Annotated in this window: 18 protein-coding genes; 9 read left to right on the top strand and 9 right to left on the bottom strand. The window is 64.7% G+C overall.

Going from position 1 to position 20,399, the window contains the following annotated elements:
* Positions 1–289 precede the first annotated feature (289 nt).
* Entirely contained in the window at positions 290–2,437 is a 2,148-nt protein-coding gene (locus QW863_RS12505) for a phospholipase D-like domain-containing protein (RefSeq protein WP_315767798.1), read from the top strand.
* Between the two features lie 199 nt (positions 2,438–2,636).
* Here QW863_RS12505 and QW863_RS12500 read toward each other — a convergent pair whose 3' ends face one another.
* The 5 genes from QW863_RS12500 to ctrA all read right to left on the bottom strand — a co-directional run bounded on the left by QW863_RS12500 (position 2,637) and on the right by ctrA (position 8,503).
* Positions 2,637–3,638 carry an SDR family NAD(P)-dependent oxidoreductase gene (locus tag QW863_RS12500; RefSeq protein WP_315752689.1) on the bottom strand — a complete coding sequence of 334 codons (1,002 nt, stop codon included), beginning with the start codon at positions 3,636–3,638 and terminating at the stop codon, positions 2,637–2,639.
* Positions 3,639–3,650: 12 nt separating this feature from the next.
* Positions 3,651–5,342, bottom strand: a complete 1,692-nt coding sequence (locus tag QW863_RS12495; protein WP_315767796.1) for an alginate export family protein — start codon at positions 5,340–5,342, stop codon at positions 3,651–3,653.
* A 697-nt stretch (positions 5,343–6,039) separates the two neighbouring features.
* Positions 6,040–6,444, bottom strand: coding sequence for a hypothetical protein (locus QW863_RS12490; protein ID WP_315714033.1), 405 nt, complete (start codon positions 6,442–6,444; stop codon positions 6,040–6,042).
* Positions 6,445–6,494: 50 nt separating this feature from the next.
* Entirely contained in the window at positions 6,495–6,848 is a 354-nt protein-coding gene (locus tag QW863_RS12485) for a hypothetical protein (RefSeq protein WP_315767794.1), read from the bottom strand.
* Between the two features lie 953 nt (positions 6,849–7,801).
* On the bottom strand, positions 7,802–8,503 hold the full coding sequence (gene ctrA / locus QW863_RS12480) for a response regulator transcription factor CtrA (RefSeq protein ID WP_012046382.1): 702 nt from the start codon (positions 8,501–8,503) through the stop codon (positions 7,802–7,804).
* Positions 8,504–8,926: 423 nt separating this feature from the next.
* Between ctrA and fliI the strand changes: the two genes are divergently transcribed.
* The 4 genes from fliI (at position 8,927) to QW863_RS12460 (ending at position 12,524) form a co-directional block, all read left to right on the top strand.
* Entirely contained in the window at positions 8,927–10,249 is a 1,323-nt protein-coding gene (gene fliI, locus QW863_RS12475) for a flagellar protein export ATPase FliI (protein ID WP_315714035.1), read from the top strand.
* 109 nt (positions 10,250–10,358) lie between these two features.
* Positions 10,359–10,778 carry a flagellar export protein FliJ gene (fliJ, locus tag QW863_RS12470; RefSeq protein WP_315714036.1) on the top strand — a complete coding sequence of 140 codons (420 nt, stop codon included), beginning with the start codon at positions 10,359–10,361 and terminating at the stop codon, positions 10,776–10,778.
* Positions 10,779–10,931: 153 nt separating this feature from the next.
* The gene (locus tag QW863_RS12465) at positions 10,932–11,480 is read left to right on the top strand and encodes a sigma-70 family RNA polymerase sigma factor (protein ID WP_315714037.1); all 549 of its coding nucleotides are present in this window, start codon (positions 10,932–10,934) and stop codon (positions 11,478–11,480) included.
* A 51-nt stretch (positions 11,481–11,531) separates the two neighbouring features.
* The gene (locus QW863_RS12460; protein ID WP_315714038.1) at positions 11,532–12,524 is read left to right on the top strand and encodes an anti-sigma factor domain-containing protein; all 993 of its coding nucleotides are present in this window, start codon (positions 11,532–11,534) and stop codon (positions 12,522–12,524) included.
* Between the two features lie 131 nt (positions 12,525–12,655).
* Here QW863_RS12460 and QW863_RS12455 read toward each other — a convergent pair whose 3' ends face one another.
* The 3 genes from QW863_RS12455 to QW863_RS12445 form a co-directional block, all read right to left on the bottom strand.
* Positions 12,656–12,856, bottom strand: coding sequence for a hypothetical protein (locus tag QW863_RS12455; protein WP_315714039.1), 201 nt, complete (start codon positions 12,854–12,856; stop codon positions 12,656–12,658).
* A 372-nt stretch (positions 12,857–13,228) separates the two neighbouring features.
* Positions 13,229–15,355 carry a flagellar biosynthesis protein FlhA gene (gene flhA / locus QW863_RS12450; protein WP_315714040.1) on the bottom strand — a complete coding sequence of 709 codons (2,127 nt, stop codon included), beginning with the start codon at positions 15,353–15,355 and terminating at the stop codon, positions 13,229–13,231.
* Positions 15,356–16,311: 956 nt separating this feature from the next.
* Positions 16,312–16,632, bottom strand: a complete 321-nt coding sequence (locus QW863_RS12445; protein ID WP_315714041.1) for a hypothetical protein — start codon at positions 16,630–16,632, stop codon at positions 16,312–16,314.
* A gap of 83 nt (positions 16,633–16,715) precedes the next feature.
* On the opposite strand from QW863_RS12445, the gene QW863_RS12440 reads away from it, so the two are divergent.
* From QW863_RS12440 to QW863_RS12430, 3 genes are all read left to right on the top strand, one after another.
* Positions 16,716–16,931 (top strand): hypothetical protein, encoded by a 216-nt coding sequence (locus tag QW863_RS12440; protein ID WP_315714042.1) that lies wholly within the window; start codon positions 16,716–16,718, stop codon positions 16,929–16,931.
* Between the two features lie 132 nt (positions 16,932–17,063).
* A complete protein-coding gene (locus QW863_RS12435) occupies positions 17,064–17,990 on the top strand; it encodes an alpha/beta hydrolase (protein ID WP_315714043.1) in 927 nt (308 codons plus the stop codon).
* Between the two features lie 219 nt (positions 17,991–18,209).
* The gene (locus QW863_RS12430; protein WP_315714044.1) at positions 18,210–18,725 is read left to right on the top strand and encodes a cytochrome family protein; all 516 of its coding nucleotides are present in this window, start codon (positions 18,210–18,212) and stop codon (positions 18,723–18,725) included.
* 227 nt (positions 18,726–18,952) lie between these two features.
* Here the strand turns inward: QW863_RS12430 and QW863_RS12425 are convergent, their stop codons facing one another.
* Entirely contained in the window at positions 18,953–19,963 is a 1,011-nt protein-coding gene (locus QW863_RS12425) for an NAD(P)-dependent alcohol dehydrogenase (protein ID WP_315714377.1), read from the bottom strand.
* 82 nt (positions 19,964–20,045) lie between these two features.
* Between QW863_RS12425 and QW863_RS12420 the strand changes: the two genes are divergently transcribed.
* Positions 20,046–20,393 carry a MerR family transcriptional regulator gene (locus QW863_RS12420; protein WP_315714045.1) on the top strand — a complete coding sequence of 116 codons (348 nt, stop codon included), beginning with the start codon at positions 20,046–20,048 and terminating at the stop codon, positions 20,391–20,393.
* Positions 20,394–20,399 lie beyond the last annotated feature (6 nt).

Here is a 20,399-nt window from a genome sequence, read left to right as displayed (position 1 = left end):
GCAATCCGTAGGGGGCCATATGCGATCGCTCTGCCCGGGAAGTTGAGGCTACGCGCGTCGTCCATCCGGAAGGCTTCCTCGCCAATCCATCTCATTCACCTCATGTGTGGGTAGTCTGTCCCCCACCCCGGCTCTCCGGAGGAGGGTGAGCAGCGATCCGGTCGAGCCACTGCCCTCCCGCACCGCACCATCTTCCCTCGCGACCTCCGACTAGCCACTTCTTGTTCCGGATGTGTCGAACCCTTGTCACAACCGCACGACATATCCTTGTCAGACAAGGAGTGCCGCCATGCCCGCGCTTGCCTTTTCCAACAATGATATTGCCGTCATCGCCTGGACCTTCGATCGCCGTCTCGACGGCTGTCTCGGCTTCGCCATTCATCGCATCGATCTCGCCGATCACACCGACACCGTGCTGCCGGCGCTGGCACGGTTTGCCGGGCAGACCGCGGACAAGCTCACCACCGAGCAGGCGCCGATCCAGAAGTTCTGGTGGAAGGATCTGTTCGCCAAGCGCGGCGGCACCTACAAATATCGCATCGTGCCGATGGCCGGCACGCCCGGCCAGGCGCTGACGCCGCTCGAAGGCGTCGCGCCGCTGGAGAGCAATCCGGTCACGCTGACGCCGGAGCGGCCGCCGTTCCACGTCTATTTCAACCGCGGCATCACCGCGACCCAGGCGCTCAGCCATGCGCTGAACGACAAGCCGAGCGTGTCGGCGCTGGCCCCGCACATCCTCGATCCTGCCGATCCCATTCGCATCCGCCTGATGGGCCAGCTTCAAGACGGCCTGACCTCGCTGCTGGCGCGCGCCGATGCCGGCGGCGGCGCCATCCATGCCGCCCTCTACGAGCTGAACGATCCCGACGGCCTCGAGAAGCAGCTGCACCAGAACCCGAACAGCCGCACGGTCATCCTCGGCAACGAGCAGGGCAAGGACACCGACGACGCCGACGCCGAGAACCGCGCCGACCTCAAGTCCGCCGGCGTCACCGTGATCGACCGCATCCTCGGTAAGGGCAGCATCCCGCACAACAAGTTCATGGTGCTCACCGAGAACGGCAAGCCGAGCGCGGTGCTGTCCGGCTCGACCAACTGGACCTCGACCGGCCTGTGCACCCAGACCAACAACGCGCTGGTGGTGGAGAGCCCAGTGTTGGCGCAGCGCTATCTCGGCTATTGGAACGCGCTGAAGGCCGACGTCGACGCCGCCGCCGGCGACAAGTCGGCGCTGCAGTCGAAGACCTTGCGCGACTTCGCCCGCGCCAACAATGCCGACGCGATCCAGGCGCCGGTCGACCTGGGCCACGGCGTCACCGTCGAGCCGATGTTCTCGCCGAACACCCACGGCAAGCTCGGCAAGAATCCCGATACGCCCGGTGACATGGGCCGCGTGTTCGAGCTGATGCGATCGGCCAAGCACGCCGTGCTGTTCCTGGCCTTCGATCCCGGCAACAACTCGATCCTCGACGTCGCCGGCCGGTTGCTCAAGGACAAGCCCGATCTGTTCGTGCGGGGCGCGCTGACCAGCCCGGTGCGCGCGACGAATTTCTCCGCCGCGCTGCATTCCGGCGGCCATTCGGAGGTGCCGGCGGAGGAGGGAGCGGACGACACCGCGCCCCAGGTGACGGTGGTCGGCGAGGCCGGCAAGCCGAAGAAGCCGGGCGCCAAGGGCAGCATCGATTTCCGCGCCGTGCCGGCCGGCGCGGTGCAGGACGCGTTCGGCAAGTGGGAGAGGGAGCTCGGCAAATACGGCTTCGCCATCATCCACAGCAAGATCGTGGTGATCGATCCGTTCAGCGACGACTGCGTCGTCGTCACCGGCTCGCACAATCTCGGCTTCCGCGCCTCGCACAACAACGACGAGAACATGCTGATCATCCGCGGTCACCGCGGTCTCGCCGAGGCCTATGCCTGCCACGTCCTCGACCTCTACGACCACTACGCCTGGCGCTTCCTCTTGCAGCAGCACCCGGAGATCTTCGGCAAGCCGCTGCAATCCGACGACACCTGGCAGGACCGTTACATCAAGGGCGCGGATGAGAAGTCGCCGGAGCTGCGGTTCTGGCTGTCGGCGGCGGGTGGCGGCGGGGCGGTCGAAACGCCACCGACGCCGAAGAAGCCCGCCAAGCCAACCGGCACCACCAAGCCGGCCAAGACACCGGCTGCGACGACGAAGCCCGCGAGGCCGTCGACCAAGCCGGCCAAGAAGGCCCAAAAGAAGACCGCCGCTGCAGCCAAGACCTCGGCCGGCCGCAAGACAAGCACGACAAAGAAGGTCGCGAAGAAGGCGTCGAAAACGGCAAGCCAGCGTGCCGCCTCAGCGAAGAAGGCGAAGGCCAAGGCGACCAAGACGGCGGCCAAGCGTCCGGCGAAGAAGACCGCGACCAAGACCGCCAGGCGAGCCAAGACGAGCGCCAAGAGGAAAGGGCGCTGAGCGTTGCGCCCGCGCTGAACCGTCGCCGCGCAGACGAGGCCATGGGATCGTGATGCGAGTCCGCGGGATCGCATCATGATCTCGTCTCTTGCCCGAAGCGGATCGCGGGCACACGAGCGTTCCAGTCCTCAGAGCATGATCCAAAAAAATGGAAACCGGTTTTCCGAAAAGATCATGCTCTAGCCGTCTTGAAGCGGGCTCAGTAGGCCGTCCATCCGCCATCCGTCGCGTAGAACGCGCCGGTCAGGTTCGACGCCTCGGGCGACAGCAGGAACAGCATCACCGCGACCTGCTCCCACACGGTGGCCGGACGATGCCTGGGATCGGCATAGCTGAGGATCGAGTTTGTCTTCAGCCGTCCCATGCCGCCGTCGGCCGGCGACCGCTGCATCTTGGCCGCGACGGCCTGCGCGGCCCGCGCGATCATCGGCGTGTCCGTCGCCGCCATGTTGACCGAGTTGATGCGAATGCCGTGGGGCGCGTAGTCGACCGCGGCGTTGGCGGTCAATCCGTTGACGGCGTGCTTGCTGGCGACATAGGCCGGATTGCCGGCCAGTCCGGTCAGGCCGGCGATCGAGGCGACGTTGACGATCGCCCCGCCGCGCTTCTGCGCGACCATCTGCCGCAGCTCGGCCCGCATGGCGCGGAACACGCCGGTGGCGTTGGTGGCGAGGACATTGTCCCAATAGGCATCGGAGGCTTCGTGGATCGGCGCGAACAGCAGGTCCTTCTGCTTGTCGTAGTCGAACGCCTCGCCGGAAAATACGCCGTCCATGACGCCGGCATTGTTGATGGCAAAATCCAGTCCGCCGAATTTCTCGACCGCCCGCCTGACCATCATGTCGCAGGTGTCGCCCTTCGCGACATCGCCGACGAGAAATTCGATCGCGCCACCCTCGCGCTGGATCATGGCCGCCGTCTCGCGCGCCGTGTCCGGCAGCCAGTCGATCCCGACGATGTTGGCGCCCTCGCGCGCCGCCCGCAGCGCGGCGGCGCGGCCCATGCCGCGGGCAAATCCGGTGATGGCGATCGTCCGTGACTTGAAGCGATCCTTGATGAAGTAGTCCGGATCGATCGGGCTGATCGCGAGGTTGGCCGGGCCGACGGGCTCAGCCGCCTCAGCGCCTCCCGGAAGCAGTTGCGCCAGCGGAATCGTCACGGCCCCCGAACCCAGGCTCTGCAACATGCTGCGGCGATCCATCGACATCTCCCCTCAGAAGCTGATCCGGGCCAGCGACATCGCGCTGAACCACGGGCGGGTGTTGCCGGCAACGGCCTGGCTGACGCCGGACAGCGGCGCCGTCAGCGCGACGCTCGACTGGAACATCACGTTGCGGCTCATGAAATACTTCACCGTCAAATTGACCTCGTAGCCGAGCAGATGCCCGGCCAGCGTCGAGGTGGTGCCGCCGATATTGTTGAGCTGCTGCGCCTGGAACAGCCAGGCCTGCGGCACGAGCTCCCATTGCGGCGCCGGCCGCAGGATCGCCTGCAGGCGATGGGCGATCAGGTTGGTGTCCTGAAACAGCTTGTAGTGGTTCAGCCCCTGCACCCATTCCTCGCCGGTGCCGCCCGACAACAGCGGATCCCAGCGCTCATAGGTCCGCGTCGCCGGATTGTCGCCGCTGAATCCGGACAGCCGATAGCTCAAAGTGGGGCGCCACAGCGCCTCGTTGAAGGTGTAGCCCGCCTCGACATAGCCGCCCCAGGCGCGCATCGGAAACGCGTTGCGGTCGTTCCATTGCAACGCCAGCTCCGTCTTCGCATAGGGACCGGACGCGCCGATGGCCGGCGTCCAGTAATAGCGCACGTCGGCGACCTGCAGCCCCTGGCGCGTGCCCTGCGCCGTCGCCGTGTACCAGCCGTAGTCGGAGCGCGGCACGGTCAGATAGGTCAGTCCGAGCTGATGCGGCGTGCCCAGGCCCGTCTCGAGGTTCGCACCGGCGATGACGGTGTGGGTATCGATCGCCGGCAGCTCGTCGGGGGCGAGACGGAAGGCCTCGAATTTCGTGGTGTTGTAGCGAGCCTGCGCGAGGAACAAACTGTCGGCAGCCCAGCGCGGATTGAGCTGCAGCGCGGCGCGGTCAAAACCGTTGGCTGCCGTGATCCTGATCAGCATGCCGTCGGCAATCTGGAACGGCTGCCGTCCGCCGGACAGGTTGATCACCAGCCGCGAGCCGTCGTCGCCCGTGATCCCCGTGACGAGGCCCGCATAGGCGTCCTCGATCGCGCCATGGCGGCGCGGGCCGGTGACGAACAGGTCCGTGCCGGTCGAGCCGCTGGCCAGATAGGAGAGGCTGCCATAGGCATAGATGTTGTTGCCGACCGGTCCGATGCCCTGCAGCCCGCCCTCCAGCGCGGCTTCGCCGAACGACGACCAGCCGGCGCCGGCCGGTCCCTTGGCGAGTGGATTGGCGCCGACGAAGGCCTGCGGCCGGCCATACCAGGCATCGTGATTGGCGTAGCCGAGCGTCGCGGCCGTCAGCTTGAGCTTCAGCAGGCTGTCGTCGCCCTGATGAAGATAGGGGAAATCGACGCGGCCCGGATCCGCCTGCAGCCGGTCGCCGACGACGACGCTGAGCTCGACCGCAACGCCGCCGGTGTTGCCGTCGACGTAGTTGATCGAGGCCGTGGCCACGCCGGGGATGCGCTTCACCTTGCCGAGCCCGAAATCGACCATCAGGTCGTGAAGCTGCGACCCCGGATAGATGTTGAGTGCCCGCCGAATGCGATCCTCGAACGCGACCCGCTGCGCCCCACTGGGCACCACGCCCGACAGCACCAGACGCACCGACTCGATCGGCCGGTTCTCGAACGTGGGCCCCAGTGCCTGGGCGCCGGCGGCAGAAACGAGCAGCAGCGAGAACAGCCACGCCGCCAGGTGCGGACCGAGGCCTCCGCGCATTGGGAGACGTCTGCCGTCCGGCATGGCTCTGCCACCAGCTCATTGCGTGGTCCGATGATCGGCGAGGCCAAGGTAGCGCGATTGATCTTGATCAACCAGAGCGAAATGTGCCGCAGGCCACCCATCCGGTCCGCGCCGCTGCAGCGAGAGCGACCGGACGGACTCATGGACGTGCTTTTGGCGAGGCTCGCCGTTGGAGGAGGATCGCGCGGTAGTTTTCCGATAGTTTTCTGCAGCGTCACCGTAATCAAGGAGTGCCGCTAGGTCCGCGGCTCTTCCGAGACTCTGAGATCATGATGCGGGTCCGCGGGATCGCATCATGATCTCGTCTCTTTGCTCGAAGCTGATCGTGGGTGAACGATCGTTCCAGTCCTCAGCGGACTGGAAGCGGGTTCAATAGGCCGTCCATCCGCCGTCCGTCGCGTAGAACGCGCCGGTCAGGTTCGACGCCTCGGACGACAGCAGGAACAGTATCTTTGCGACTAGCTCCTACATGGCGTCCGCGCGTACGGTGCCGCCAGCGCGACCGGCCAGACTCATGGGCCCGCCGTTACACAACGACCGAGATGATAGTTTTGTGCAGTCGAGCAGCGTCACCGTAATCGCTGTCGGTCAATGCAAGGACCGCTAGTTTTCGTGGACGTGAAAGCCCGGTGCGCGGAACGCTCCGGGCCAATCACGTGGTCGCAAGAAACGACTATTGATGCACCCGCAGGGTCCCGTCCGCGTTGTAGTCACTCTTGGGATTGTAACCGGAATCGCGGTGCGTTCTACGATGTAGGGCAGCGTTGCTGCCGCTTACGCCCGGAGTTCCGCTATCAACCCGCATGGTCCCGTCTGCATTGTAGTCACTCTTCGGCCCGTAGCCGGAATCGCGATGCGTTTTTGCATGTAGGGCAGCGTTGCTGCCGCTCAGGCCCGGAGTTCCGGGATTGACCTGCATATTTCCATATTGGTCGCGATCACTTTTGCTCGCCCCGACCTGCTGAGCCGCACTGGCTTTTGCATGAGTACCTTTTGCATGATGAGTACGATGTCCTGCCAAGGCCGCAGATGTAGAGACGGCGAGAATAGCAAGACCAACAGCAATGCTTCTAGCCATAGTGAACTCCTCACGTTGAAGGACCATTGATGACGGATACGCCGTCAATGCTAGCCTGCCACGGAAATTGTTGACCGTCTTTGATGCAACTCAAGGTAATAAGGCGGGTGCGACGTCACGGTCCGCACAACTTTTGGCATCATTTCTTCGGCTCTGGTGCGGTGCCCGGCGGAGCCGATGTCGCTCCGCAACATGCCTCTGACGACGGGTTTGACCGATGCCTTCACCGTACCGCTATCGACTTCGACTTGCGAAACGCCGGTCGTCATGTCGACCAGAAGCCGATCGCCGCTCAGCACGTTCCGGCAACTGGTCGACACCACCCCGCCGAGCGTGGTGATCAGAATTGGGACCGATCTCTGCGCCGCATGGGCATCGCAGGTGACTTGCGCGAAGCCGCACATGGCAGATCGTCGATCCGAAACAGGAGCGTTCGACAGAGTCTCGATCGGGAACGCAAGCCTTGACGGTGGCCGTTCGAACGGCTGGAAGAAATATGATTTCTGTTTATCGAAATTCTATTTTGTTTTTACGAAAAATGTGCTTTACTCCGCGCGTCCCGCCCCAACGAGGGGACGCTTCGCGGTCGTCACGGACGTCGGGTGTGGGATGCGATGGGCGCTTGGGATCGCAGCATGGTTCGCCGTGCCGACGAACGATCCCGGGCGCACGGTGAAGTCGCGTGGTCCTGGCCTCCCGGTGCTGAGGTCGAGCCTGTGGGCGTTGCTGATGAGCTGCCTGCGGGTGATGGGGGCAAGACAGCCGGTCCCCAGGGAGATCGCGTATAAATCGTAAAGCCATCGCGCAGGGAGGGCCGGGTGTTTCGGCCAGACCTGTGGTGACTGCCGCCTGCTTTCTTTTCTGCAGGCGGGCCACGGGCGCGGCCAGCGCCCGGCCTTCCCTGCGCCCTCGGTTAGGAGAGGGCGGTGAGAATGGCACATAGCTCGGGCGCTGGGCGCCGCGAGATCGCGAGGGTTTGTCCGCAGGGTCGCATAAGGTGCATCCGTAGATGTCGTGCGTGCTTCTCGGGTTGAACGTCGCCCCCGGGCGTCATTGCGAGCGCAGCGAAGCAATCCAGGGGCCAGGGTGGTACTCTGGATTGCTTCGTCGCTTCGCTCCTCGCAATGACGGAGATGGGGGGCAGCAGATCGCGCCCGACTGCCAGGCTTGCCCTGCCGGGACAGGCGATGCGCCGCAACCGCCGGAGAAGGGAGCGCAATGTTCGCGAAGCCGCAGCCTGTGCGCGACGTTCTTCGCCTCGATCGACCCAGCCCACAAACAAAAACCCCGCCATTCGCGGCGGGGCCCAGTCTGGGAGGAGCAAGCCGTGAGGCTCGCCGGTGGACCCAGTGAAAGCTCAGGCGGGGATGCGCTCGTCCATGTCGTGCGGCTCGCGCAGCACGTAGCCGCGGCCCCAGACGGTCTCGATGAAGTTGCGGCCTTCGGAGGCGTTGGCGAGCTTCTTGCGCAGCTTGCAGATGAAGACGTCGATGATCTTCAGCTCGGGCTCGTCCATGCCGCCGTAGAGATGGTTGAGGAACATCTCCTTGGTCAGGGTGGTGCCTTTGCGCAGCGAGAGCAGCTCCAGCATCTGGTATTCCTTGCCGGTCAGATGCACGCGCTGGCCGCCGACTTCGACCGTCTTGGTGTCGAGGTTGACGACGAGGTCGCCGGTCTGGATGACCGACTGGGCGTGGCCCTTGGAACGGCGGACGATCGCGTGGATGCGGGCGATCAGCTCGTCCTTGTGGAACGGCTTGGTCATGTAGTCGTCGGCGCCGAAGCCGAGACCCTTGACCTTGTCCTCGATGCCGGCGAGGCCGGACAGGATGAGGATCGGCGTCTTGATCTTCGAGACACGCAGCTGCTTCAGCACGTCGTAACCGGACATGTCGGGCAGATTGAGGTCGAGAAGGATGATGTCGTAGTCGTACAACTTGCCGAGGTCGACGCCTTCTTCGCCCAGGTCAGTCGTGTAGACATTGAAGCTTTCGGACTTCAACATCAGTTCGATCGACTGCGCGACGGCGCTGTCATCCTCAATCAGCAAAACGCGCATGCCAGTTCCCCATAGTCGCCGCTCCGGGCGTCAGGTCGGCCGCCATCTGCGGCACTCAAAACGCCTTTGAACAACTGATTCGGATCCTGACGAGAGATGGTTAACAAATCCTGATTCCCCTCCGCAAGCTCTATCCGTGCAATTTTTATCGAATCGCCGTAAGGTGTTGCGATGAAGCAGTTTTTCTTAGCCGCTCTCGTTCAAGCTCCATGTTAAGAGATGGACCTAACCGACTCTCGGATCTCACCGCTTTTTGAGGGCGGCAAAGCGAAGCACGTCAGTCACTCCAGACCATGACGTAATGATTAATGATGCGAGTAAACACAGAGTTAAGCCGACGACGCGAATCTGCCCCTACTTAAGGTTTTCGCAATGAAGGCTCTGGCCCAATGACAGCTCTCTCGCAATGAAGGCGCTTTGGCAATGAAGGCTCTGGCCGAGCAGATCAGCGACATCGACGCCGTGAACACCTATGGGCGTGTCGTCGGCGTGAAGGGACTCATGGTGGAGATCGCCGGGCCGATTCATGCGATGTCGGTCGGCGCGCGCATCGTGATCGAGACCGGCAACAATTACATCCCTGCCGAAGTGATCGGTTTCTCCGGCAAGAATGCCGTGGTGATGCCGTTCGCCGGGCTGGAGGGCGTGCGCCGCGGCTGCCGCGCCGTGATCGCCAATGCCGCCAATCAGGTGCGGCCGTCGCCGGCCTGGCTCGGCCGAGTCATCAATGCGATGGGCGAGCCGATCGACGGCAAGGGGCCGCTGCCGCAGGGCGCCTCACCGGTTCCTTATCGGAACAATCCGCCGCCAGCGCATTCGCGCCGGCGCGTCGGCTCGCCGCTCGATCTCGGCGTCCGCGCATTGAACACCTTTCTCACCTGTTGCCGCGGCCAGCGACTCGGCATCTTCGCCGGTTCCGGCGTCGGCAAATCGGTGCTGCTGTCGATGCTGGCGCGCAACGTCGACGCGGCGGTGTCGGTGATCGGGCTGATCGGCGAGCGCGGCCGTGAGGTGCAGGAGTTCCTGCAGGACGATCTCGGCGAGGAGGGCCTCGCGCGCTCGGTCGTCGTGGTCGCGACGTCCGACGAGCCGGCGCTGATGCGAAGACAGGCGGCGTATCTGACGCTCGCGATCTCGGAATATTTTCGCGACGAGGGCAAGGATGTCCTTTGTCTGATGGACTCGGTCACGCGCTTTGCGATGGCGCAGCGCGAGATCGGGCTGTCGGCCGGCGAACCACCGACCGCGAAGGGCTACACGCCGACGGTGTTCACCGAGCTGCCGAAGCTGCTCGAGCGGGCGGGGCCGGGCAGCGGCGAGGGCACCATCACCGGGATCTTCACGGTGCTGGTCGATGGCGACGATCACAACGAGCCGGTGGCGGATGCGGTGCGCGGCATTCTCGACGGCCACGTGGTGATGCAGCGTTCGATCGCCGAACGCGGCCGCTATCCGGCGATCAACGTCCTGAAATCGGTATCGCGCACGATGCCGAAATCGGCCGACCCCGTATTCTTGCCGACGATCATGCGCGCGCGCCAGGTGATGGCGACCTATGCCGACATGGAGGAACTGATCCGGCTCGGTGCCTATCGCGCCGGTTCCAGTCCGGAGGTCGACGAGGCGATCCGGCTGCACGAGCCGCTGGAGGCGTTCCTGCGCCAGCGCAAGGACGAGGTCTCGACGCTGCAGAACGGGTATCGGGAGCTGGAACAGATCCTGGGGCGCTTGGAAACGGAAAGCTAACTTTGTCGGGTAATCATCCCCTCCATGTAATGAGCCTAGTCGGCGAGCCCAGCAAGGGCGGCCGGCCCTGTCCCGCGCCGTACACGGGACTTCTGGGGAGTATGAGTCGATGAAGTCGCGCGAAACGCTGATCCGTCTGAAGAAATTTCAGGTGGATGAGAAACGCCGCCGGGTGACGCAGATCGAGGGCATGATCGCTGACTTCCAGCGCATGTCGGCCGAGCTCGAGCGGGAGATCCAGACCGAGCAGGAGCGGGCCGGCATCAACGACCCGACCCATTTTGCCTATCCGACCTACGCCAAGGCCGCGATCCAGCGCCGGGAAAACCTGACGCGCTCGGCCGACGAGCTGCGCACCCAGCTCGAGGACGCCAAGGCCGCGTTGTCCGAGGCGTTCGAGGAAATGAAGAAGGTCGAGCTGCTCGACGAGCGTGACCAGGCCCGCGAGAAGGCCGAGGAGAGCGCCCGCGAGCAGGCCGACATGGACTCTATCGGCCTGATGCGCGCCCGGCTCGGCGTCATCGCCTGAGCCTGTCGCCGTCACGGCTGTCGCTTTCGAAAACCCGGGCCGCGAGGTCCGGGTTTTTCGTCGTGCCCACCCCGGTGGAGAGTTGCCCAGGACTTGTGCTACGGGAGGACGTAGGCTCGAACGAGGGAGTGGGGCGATTTTCGGGGACGCTGAATGCTGACGCCGGCAGAGCTGGTCTGGTTGCTTGCCGCTGTTGCCAAAGGGGACGAGGCTGCCTTCGAGCGCCTCTACGCGGCGACGCGCGCGAAACTCTATGGCGTCGTGCTCCGTATCTTGCACCGACAGGACCTCGCCGAGGAGGTCGTCCAGGAGACCTATGTGAAGGTCTGGAACAACGCCGCACAGTTCAACCCGGCCGTTTCTTCCCCGATCACCTGGATGGCCGCCATCGCCCGCAACCGCGCCATCGATCTGGTGCGCAAGCGCGGTGAGCTGTCTTTGGAGGATGAGCCCTCCGCGCTGGAGGTTGCGGCCGAGACGCCGGATCCGCTGGCGCGCCGCGAGATGTCGGAGGAGCTCAAGCGTCTTTTGGAATGCGTCGGCCAGCTCGAGCCCGACCGCCAGAAGCTCGTGCTGCTTGCCTACTATAACGGCTGGAGCCGCGAGCAATTGGCGACCAAGTTCGAGGCGCCGGTGAACACGGTGAAGACCTGGCTGAGGCGGAGCATGATGGACATCCGCCAATGCCTCGGTCTCGGATGAGGTGCTGTTCGGACCGGCGAGAGACCTTGTAGGACGTGACCTGGACCTGTGATGGCGTATAGCGAAGACCATATCGCGCTGGCGGCGGAATACGCGCTCGGGACGCTCGACGCCGCCGAACGGGCGCAGGTCGAGACCATGATGGCGGTCGACAAGGATTTTGTCGCGCTGGTCCACGCGTGGGAATTTCGCCTCGGTCCGCTCAATCAGATGGTCGGGCTGGTCGAGCCGCGTCCCGAACTGTGGGAGCGCATCAAGGCCGAGATTGCGCGGTTGCGCGCGAACGCCGAGAGCGCGCCGGCTGCACAGGTGACGATCGTCGAGGCTCCGGTCGTTGCCGCTCAGCCCGAGCCCGCGCCTCCCGAGGTCCCGCTTGTCGAAGCGGAAGCTGCGCCGATCCATGCGTCTCCCGTCAGCGAACCAGAGCCTGAGGTCGCGGCGCCGGTCATCACGCCGACACGCAGCACGTCCGCGGCTGGCGAGATCGCGAACGACGACACCAATGTCGTTCAGCTCTCGTCCAAGGTCCGGCAATTGCGCGCGGTCGCCAACATCATGACCGCGCTCGCGGCCGTGCTGCTCGCGCTGGTCGTTGTCCAGGTTTACCGCCCCGACCTCCTGCCGCGGCCATTGCAGCCGAAGCCGCGGATCCAGACTGTCGAGGTCAAGGTGCCGGTCGCGCAACCCTCCGCCCAGTTCGTTGCCCTCCTGCAGAAGGACGCGGCGTCGCCGGCGTTCATCCTGACCGTCGATGCCGCCAGCAAGAGCTACACCGTGCGCCGGGTCGGCGCCGCGCCGGAGCCGGGCAAGAGCTTCGAGCTGTGGCTCGTGTCCGACAAGCTGCAGAAGCCGCGCTCGCTCGGCGTGATCGGCGGCAGCGACTTCACCAGCCGTCCCGTTCTCTCGTCCTACGACGCCGACACAGTCAACCGCGCGACCTACGCCGTCACGGTCGAGCCGGAGGGCGGGTCGCCGACCGGGCAGGCGACCGGGCCGATCGTTTTTACCGGCAAGCTGATCGAGACGGTGCCGTCGGCGCGGTGATTCAACGCCCAAAAGAGAAAACGCCCGTGGGGAGCGGGCGTTTTCAGTAGTCGACTTGGGGTTGGGTCTACTACATATCCACGCGGCCAGTTGGGGGGCTGTGAGAACCGCGTGAATTCCGGGAATTCCTGTCAGCGAACCACCGACATCTCCGAGCTCGTCACCACGACCGGCTTGCCGGCCTTGAGGACCTTTGCCGTCTGCGCGTAGTTCGGCTCCGCATTCAGTCGGGCGGAGATGCCGAGGCCGGCCACTGCGATGCCAGCCACGAGCGCAACCACCACAATCTTGAGGTGGGTCGTACGATCCGCGCTGTAAATCGAGTGGTTCATGGAAGCCTCCTGCCGTCTTCCGTCCTTCGCTGATTCGTGTGAGCCGGGGGCTTTCCGGTTCATCGTCTCGCGTGAACTAACGTAGGAAACCTCAATTCTGTTTCGTAGACCACATCACAAGTGTGTGATAAGGCGTGATGTCTCGCGATCGAAAGTCGATGAAATCCAAATTCATGTAGTTATATCAAAGGTTTGATTGGTTGTTCGGTATGCGGATGAAATTTCAGCCACCTAACGCAAAATTAAGAATTCGTTTGCCTGTGGCGGTAAAGCAAGGGGTGGTCCGCCGGTAAAAACGGCAAAAGCCGACGCCTCGCGCCGGCCCCGCCGATCAAACGCGCCCGGAATTCTGCGGTTCCGCAACGTCAGCCGTCACACGCTCCCCACCGTCTTCAGCCGCGCGCGCGGATGGATCTCGGCCTGCGACAGCACCGTGGTCTGGGCCCGGAAGCGCTCGACCAGCGAGCGGACGAACGGCCGGATCGCCGCCGACGTCACCAGCACCGGCGATTCGCCTTCGCGTGCGGCGCGCTCGAAGGCATCGCGCGTGGCGGTCATGAACTCCGACAGCTTCGACGGCTGCATCGCGAGGCTCCGCTCCTCGCCTTGGCCGATCAGCGATTCCGCAAACGCCTGCTCCCACCTGGCCGACAGCGCGATCAGCGGCAGGTAGCCCATCGGCGAGGTGTTCTGGGCGCAGATCTGGCGGGCGAGGCGGGCGCGCACGTGCTCGACGATCGTTGCCGGGTTGCGCGAGAACGCGAGCGCGTCGGCGATGCCTTCGAGGATGGTCGAGAGGTCGCGGATCGAGATGCGCTCCGACAACAGCAGTTGCAGCACGCGCTGGATGCCGGAAATCGTGATCTGCGTCGGCACGATGTCCTTGACCAGCTCGCTCTGCTCCTTCGGCAGCTCCTTCAGGAGCTTCTGCACCTCGCCGTAGGACAGCAGGTCGCTCATATTGGCCTTGAGCAGCTCGGTCAGGTGCGTCGACAGCACGGTCGCCGCGTCGACGACCGTGTAGCCCTTGAGCGTCGCCTCTTCCTTCAGGCCGGCGTCGACCCAGGTGGCGGGCAGGCCGAAGGTCGGCTCCGTCGTGTGGATGCCGGGCACCGCGACCTGGTTGCCGCCGGGGTCCATGACCATGAACTGGCTCGGCCAGATCTTGCCGGAGCCGGCGTCGACCTCCTTGATCTTGATGATGTAGGTGTTGGCCTCGAGCTGCACGTTGTCGAGGATGCGCACCGACGGCATCACGAAACCCATCTCGATCGCCAGCGACCGGCGCAGCGCCTTGATCTGGTCGGTCAGGCGGTCGGTGCCGTCGGGTGCGTTCACGAGCGGCAGCAGCGCATAGCCGAGCTCGATCTTGAGGTCGTCGATCTTGAGCGCGGCCGAGATCGGCTCCTCGGCGGCCGCGGCGGTGGCAGCCGCTGCCGGCGCTGCAGCCGCGGCGACCTCCTCGGCCTTCGCGACCTCCTTCTGCTTGCGCGCCTTGAGGGCGAGCGCGGCGGCGCCGCCGCCGAGCGCCAGGAACGGAAGGGTCGGGATGCCCGGCAGCAGCGCCAGCACCAGCATCACGGCAGCCGACATGCCGAGCGCCTGCGGATAGCCCGAGAACTGCTTGATCAGCGCCTTGTCGGCGGCACCGCTGACGCCGGCCTTGGAGACCAGGAGGCCCGCGGCGGTCGAGACGATCAGCGCCGGCACCTGGGTCACGAGGCCGTCGCCGACGGTCAGCGTGGTGTAGGTGCGGGCGGCCTCGGCAAAGCCGAGACCCTGCTGGGCGACGCCGATGATGATGCCGCCGATGATGTTGATGAAGACGACGAGCAGGCCGGCGACCGCGTCGCCGCGGACGAATTTGGAGGCACCGTCCATGGCGCCGAAGAAGCCGCTTTCGTCCTCCAGCTCCTTGCGCCTGATCTTGGCGACCTTCTCGTCGATCAGGCCGGCGGAGAGGTCGGCGTCGATCGCCATCTGCTTGCCGGGCATGGAGTCCAGATGGAAGCGCGCCGCGACCTCGGCGATGCGGCCCGAACCCTTGGTGATGACGACGAAGTTCACCGTCACCAGGATCGCGAACACGATGATGCCGATGACGAAATTGCCGCTCATCACGAAGTTGCCGAACGCCTCGATGACGTGGCCGGCGGCATCGGTGCCCTCGTGGCCACGCGACAGGATCAGCCGGGTCGAGGCCAGGTTGAGCGACAGCCGCAGCATCGTGGAGATCAGGAGGATGGTCGGGAAGGAGGAGAATTCCAGCGGCGCCTGGATGAACAAGGCGGTCATCAGGATCAGGATCGACAGGGTGATCGAGATCGCCAGGAACAGATCGAGCACCAGCGAGGGCAGCGGCAGGATCAGCACCACCAGGATGGTGAGGATGCCGAGCGCCAGCGCGATGTCGCCGCGCAGGACGGCTGTCTTGAGGTCAGCGAATGAGAACCCGCCGGCCGGAGATCCGACCCCCTGACCCGCCGTGACGTCGACCATGGCTTTCGCCCCTTCCCGCGGGCCGCGTGTGCCGGCCCCAAACGACTGCGCGACGGCCGCAGGGCCGCCGTTCCGAAACTGAGGTACCGCGCCGGCGTCCACGGAAGGTCTCCTCCGTCAACTGCACCCAACCACGACACGCACATTCCACCCGGCAATTTTTGCCCGGTGGTTGGTTAGCGTTCGGTTAATGGCGGTTAACAAAGGGTTGCGGGGGCAGGAGAGCGGGCGCACTTGGCAAGCTAGGCGCTGGTCTGCATCGGTCGGTCTCCTGCATCGGCTTGGTTGGCGTGCGCCCGCGGTCTCGCGGCGCCGCGCGCCCGAGTTGTGCGTCAGGTCTGCCCTCAAATCAGGTGGAGGGCGCAGGGAAGGCCGGGCGCTGGCCGCGCCCGTGGCCCGCCTGCAGCAAAAAAAGCAGGCGGCAGTCACCACAGGTCTGGCCGAATCACCCGGCCTTCCCTGCACGACGGTTGGAACGGCTTATACGTGGTCTCCCTGGTGCGCCGGGCTTGTTGGCCACCATCCCCACGCGAAGCGAAGCTTCGTCGTGAGTTGACACCAGCGTCGGGGTGTCGGGACCGCACGATTTCGCCGTGCGCAACGAACCGTTCGTCCGCGCGGCACGAGGCCACGCTGCGATTCGCTGCGCCCATCGCATCCCACCTCCCACGTCTCGTGACGGTCGCGACACGCCCCTCCGGCGGAAGCAGGACGGGAAGAGATATACACGGTTTCGGAAAAAATGAAAGAAGAAAATTCGGCAAACCAAAAAGTATGATCGATACGGGCTGCGGCGCGCCTTGAGGTCAGCCGGCCTGTTGTCGACGAGCCCCATCCGAGCGCGATGAAGTCCGGCGTTCGCCAGGCGCGCGTCGAGAGATGATTGGCCGAGTCAATGGGAGGAGAGTTTTCGCTACAGTCCGCAGACGTTAGACGGGGCGAGGGATGTGTGCGTGTCAGTGTGTCCGGCGCTGCTTCAGGACGAAGGCATCATCGATATAGTGCAGTTCTTGTCCATCGAACAGCCGCTCATCGTCCCGCGCGACGGCGAGCACGAACGCGAAGCCATCCTCCACGGTGATGTCGTCGATGATGTCGGCCCGATTGTCATAGAAGCCAATGACGACGCGGGATGTCGCGATATCTGGGTTCAAGTCGGCGTCGAGCCACATCACGGCCGGGATCACCTCGGGAAGTCCGTTCTGTCTCTTGAGCGCGTCGACCAGGGCCTCGATTCGACGTCTTGCGCTGGCTGCGATCGAGAATGCAATCTTCATGGTCGAAGCTTAGCCGTCGCTCAGGGCTGGGACAACCAACCTGGCTCGTTCGCTGTGACGTATCGAAATCGAGGAATACACGAATGCGTACGGTCTTTCTACTTTGGCACGCCCGCCCGTTCGATGATGACGAGAGGGAAGACAAGCTCGTCGGCGTCTACAGCAGCGCCGAAGAAGCCATTGCCGCCAAGATACGCAAGCTTCAGTTTCAAGGCTTTCGCGATTATCCTGATGGCTTCTTCGTCAGCGAATACGAAGTTGACAGGGATGCCTGGAGCGAAGGATTCACTGTACGGTAGGTTGGGATTATGCGCGCAAGACTGCCCCGTAGTTTCGCGGGCGTCACCGTTCGTGACATTTTGTAACGACGCCACATGCGGCCTTCTTTAAGCAACGCTTGCTGCTATCGTCTCACGACGATGGAGCTCTCGATGTTGCGTTCGATACCTGCTGTTTTGTTAGCTGCCGGCCTGTGGCTGCAGCAGCCCTTCTTTCTTTCACCTGCACTCGCAGGTCCCTTTCTGGCGCGGCTGCAGGCGCGCATGGCGGCGCGCGAGGCCGAGCGCCAAAGCGGGCCGGCCACCGAATATGCTTATGGCGCCGATCCGCTGCAGAAGCTCGACTTTTGGCAGGCGAGGGGAGGCAAGGCCGCGCCGCTGGTCGTGTTCGTACATGGCGGCGGATGGAAGCGCGGCGACAAGCGCAACGCGACAGGGGCCGCGAAGGTCGAGCACATGCTCGCGCAGGGTTACGCGTTTGCCTCGATCGACTATCGGCTGGTACCGGCCGCGACCGTCGAGCAGCAGGCGGCTGACGTCGCCGCGGCGCTCGCGTGGTTGCGCTCCAATGCCAAGCGTCTGGGCATCGACCCCGCGCGCATCGTGCTGATGGGGCACAGCGCCGGCGCGCATCTGGTGGCGTTGGTCGGGACTGATCCGCGCTACTTCACGGCGGCCGGGCTGTCGTTGCGGGACGTCAGCGGCATCATCGCGCTGGATGGCGCCTGCTACGACGTGGCGCGCCAGCTCGCCGACAGCGGCCGTTTCATGCTCGATACCTACATCCAGGCATTCGGCACCGACCCGGTGCGTCAGCGGGCGCTGTCGCCGACCCTCCAGGCCGCGAAGCCGAACGCGCCGGCGTTCCTGATCCTCCATGTCGACCGCGCCGACGGCAAGGCGCAGTCCGAGGCGCTCGGCGCCGCCCTGATGCAGGCGGGCACGCCGGCCGAAGTCCAGGGCGTCGGCGGCACCGGCCTGCGCGGCCACATGGAGATCAACCGTGAACTCGGCGATCCCAGCCATCCGGCGACCGCGATCGTCGACGCCTGGCTGCGCCGAAGGATCGGCGCCGAATGACGATCGGCGACTCGCCGCTGTCCGCAGGACTGCAGCGCCCACCGCACCTTCGTGTCGCGCCGGGGTCGCTGGCGTGACGCCAGGCAATGTGTCCGTATCGTGCGCGCCGCGCGGCGGATGGCATCAAGTTTTTCTGATCGCCGCGATCAGCGATTGCGATTGGCGATGCAGGATGTCGCTCTTTAGAAGGTTTCTAAATCTTTCTCAGGAGAGCCCAAGATGCATCGACAGAAGCTCCCCCATGGTCTGCGGCTGACAGCGACGGCCGCTGGCCTGGCCGGGCTTGCATCGCTCATCGCGGTCGCCGCGCCCAGGGCGGACACGCCGACACCTAGCCCGGCGCCGGCCTACCTGCCGACCGTCAGCGACCTGATGATCGCGACCATCCAGCCGCGCCATCTCAGGCTTTGGATCGCCGGCCATAGCGGCAACTGGGCGTTCAGCGCCTATGAGCTCGGCAATCTCAAGGGCGCGTTCAACCGCGTCAGCCGGGCGCAGCCACTGGTCGAGGGCAATTCGTTTGCCGATATGACGACGGCCGTGACGCAGCAGCCGTTCGACGAACTGGCGCAGGCCATCAAGCAGAAGGACATCGGCCGCTTCGAGCGCTCCTATGCCGACCTCACCGCCGCCTGCAATTCCTGCCACCAGGCGCTCAATCGCGCCGCCGTGGTCATCAAGGTGCCGCAGACCGCCAGCGTTGCCGACCAGGACTTCACGGCCGGCGCGGAGTGACAGCGGGCGGACGGCGAGGCACGATCGGTCACGCGTCGTCCGGCGCTGCTGCCGGCCGGGGCCAAAGGACGCGTGTGCGGATCAGCGAGCGTGATCGACCCCTCGCCTTCTCGCGTGGGTTGATTCCAACCCGGAGAGATTTCCGGCCGGTCTTTGTTGGCAGGTGCCAACTCGGGGGGATGCGCTTCCCGGCGTCGCAGATCGGCGAAGTGCTCACATCCTCTCGCCTATAGCTTCAAAACGATCTTGCCGAAATGCGAGCCGGACCGGAGACGGGCGAACGCTTCGGGAGCGTCGTCAAAGTCGTAGACCCGATCCACGATCGGGTGGATCGCGTGTTCGGACAGGAATCGATTCATCGCCGTGAAATGTTCGACCGAACCCACGGTGACGCCGATGATGTCGGCATTCTCCCACTGCAGGCGGGCGAGGTCGGGCTTGGGGCCGAACCCCGTCAAGACACCGATCTGGACGATCTTGCCACCCGAAGCGACCGACCGCAGCGATCGGTCGTAGGTGCCGGGGCCGCCGAGCTCGAGGACATGCGTGGCGCCTACGCCGTCCGTCGCTTTCATCACGGCGACATCCCAATCGGGCGTGTCGCGGTAGTTGATCAGGATCGAGGCCCCGAGCGCCTGGGCGCGGGCAAGCTTCTCATCCGAGGACGAGATGACGATTGCGCGCGCGCCCAGCGCGGCCGCGAACTGAAGGCCGAACAGCGCGACGCCGCCGGTTCCCTGCACCAGCAGCGTGTCGGCCTTGCCCATTCCGCCACGGGTGATGAGGCCGTGCCAGGCCGTCACGCCGGCACAGGGCAGGGTCGCGGCTTCGATCGACGTGAGGTGCGCCGGCACGGGGACCAGCGCCGTCGCCGGCAGCACCACGTACTCCGCCAGCATGCCATCCATCGTGCTGCCGCCGAGGGCTGACGGAACATAGCTCGCCTTGAATGGGCCGGAAATCCAATCGCGAAAGAAGGATGCGGCCACACGGTCGCCCGGGCGCCATTGAACGACATCGGAGCCTACGGCATCAACGATGCCTGCTCCGTCGGAGAGCGGGACGCGGCGGTCGAAACCGCCTTCACCCGCTCGGTCGAGGATCAGGAGGTCGCGATAGTTGAGACTTGCCGCCTCGACCTGAATGCGGACCTCGCCAGGGGCGGGTTCGGGTTTGATGACGTCGGTGCGCACCAGGCGACCCGCGCCCGCATGGCCATTCAAATGATAGGCTTTCATCGTCGCTCCTTCACAAGGGACTCCACTTGGATGAGCACGATCTGTAAGGTCTGACAGCGCTGTCAGGGTCAAGAGGTTTTCAGTGAAGATCGGCGAACTTTCCCGGAGGACGGGAGTCAGCATCCGGATGCTGCGTTACTACGAGGACGAAGGCTTGCTTGCGCCGCACCGAACCTCGTCCGGTTACCGCGACTACGGGCCGGCGGACGAGGAAGCCGTGCGCCGGATCAAACTGCTCGGCTCAGCCGGCATGACGCTCGAGACGATCAAGCAGTTGCTCCCCTGCGTGCGCAACAACCGTCCAGATTTCAGGCCTTGCGACAATTTGCGAAGAATACTGGCGCAGCAGGTCGGCCTCATCGATCAACGCATCGAGGCACTCAGCCAGAGCCGGACGATTCTCGCAGGCTTCATCTCGAGCGTGAACTGATCGCCG

The sequence above is a fragment of the Bradyrhizobium sp. SZCCHNR1017 genome, assembly GCF_032381375.1.
Lineage (GTDB): Bacteria > Pseudomonadota > Alphaproteobacteria > Rhizobiales > Xanthobacteraceae > Bradyrhizobium.
Note: the sequence above shows the minus strand (reverse complement) of the source record. Positions and strands in the feature narration are given on the sequence as shown.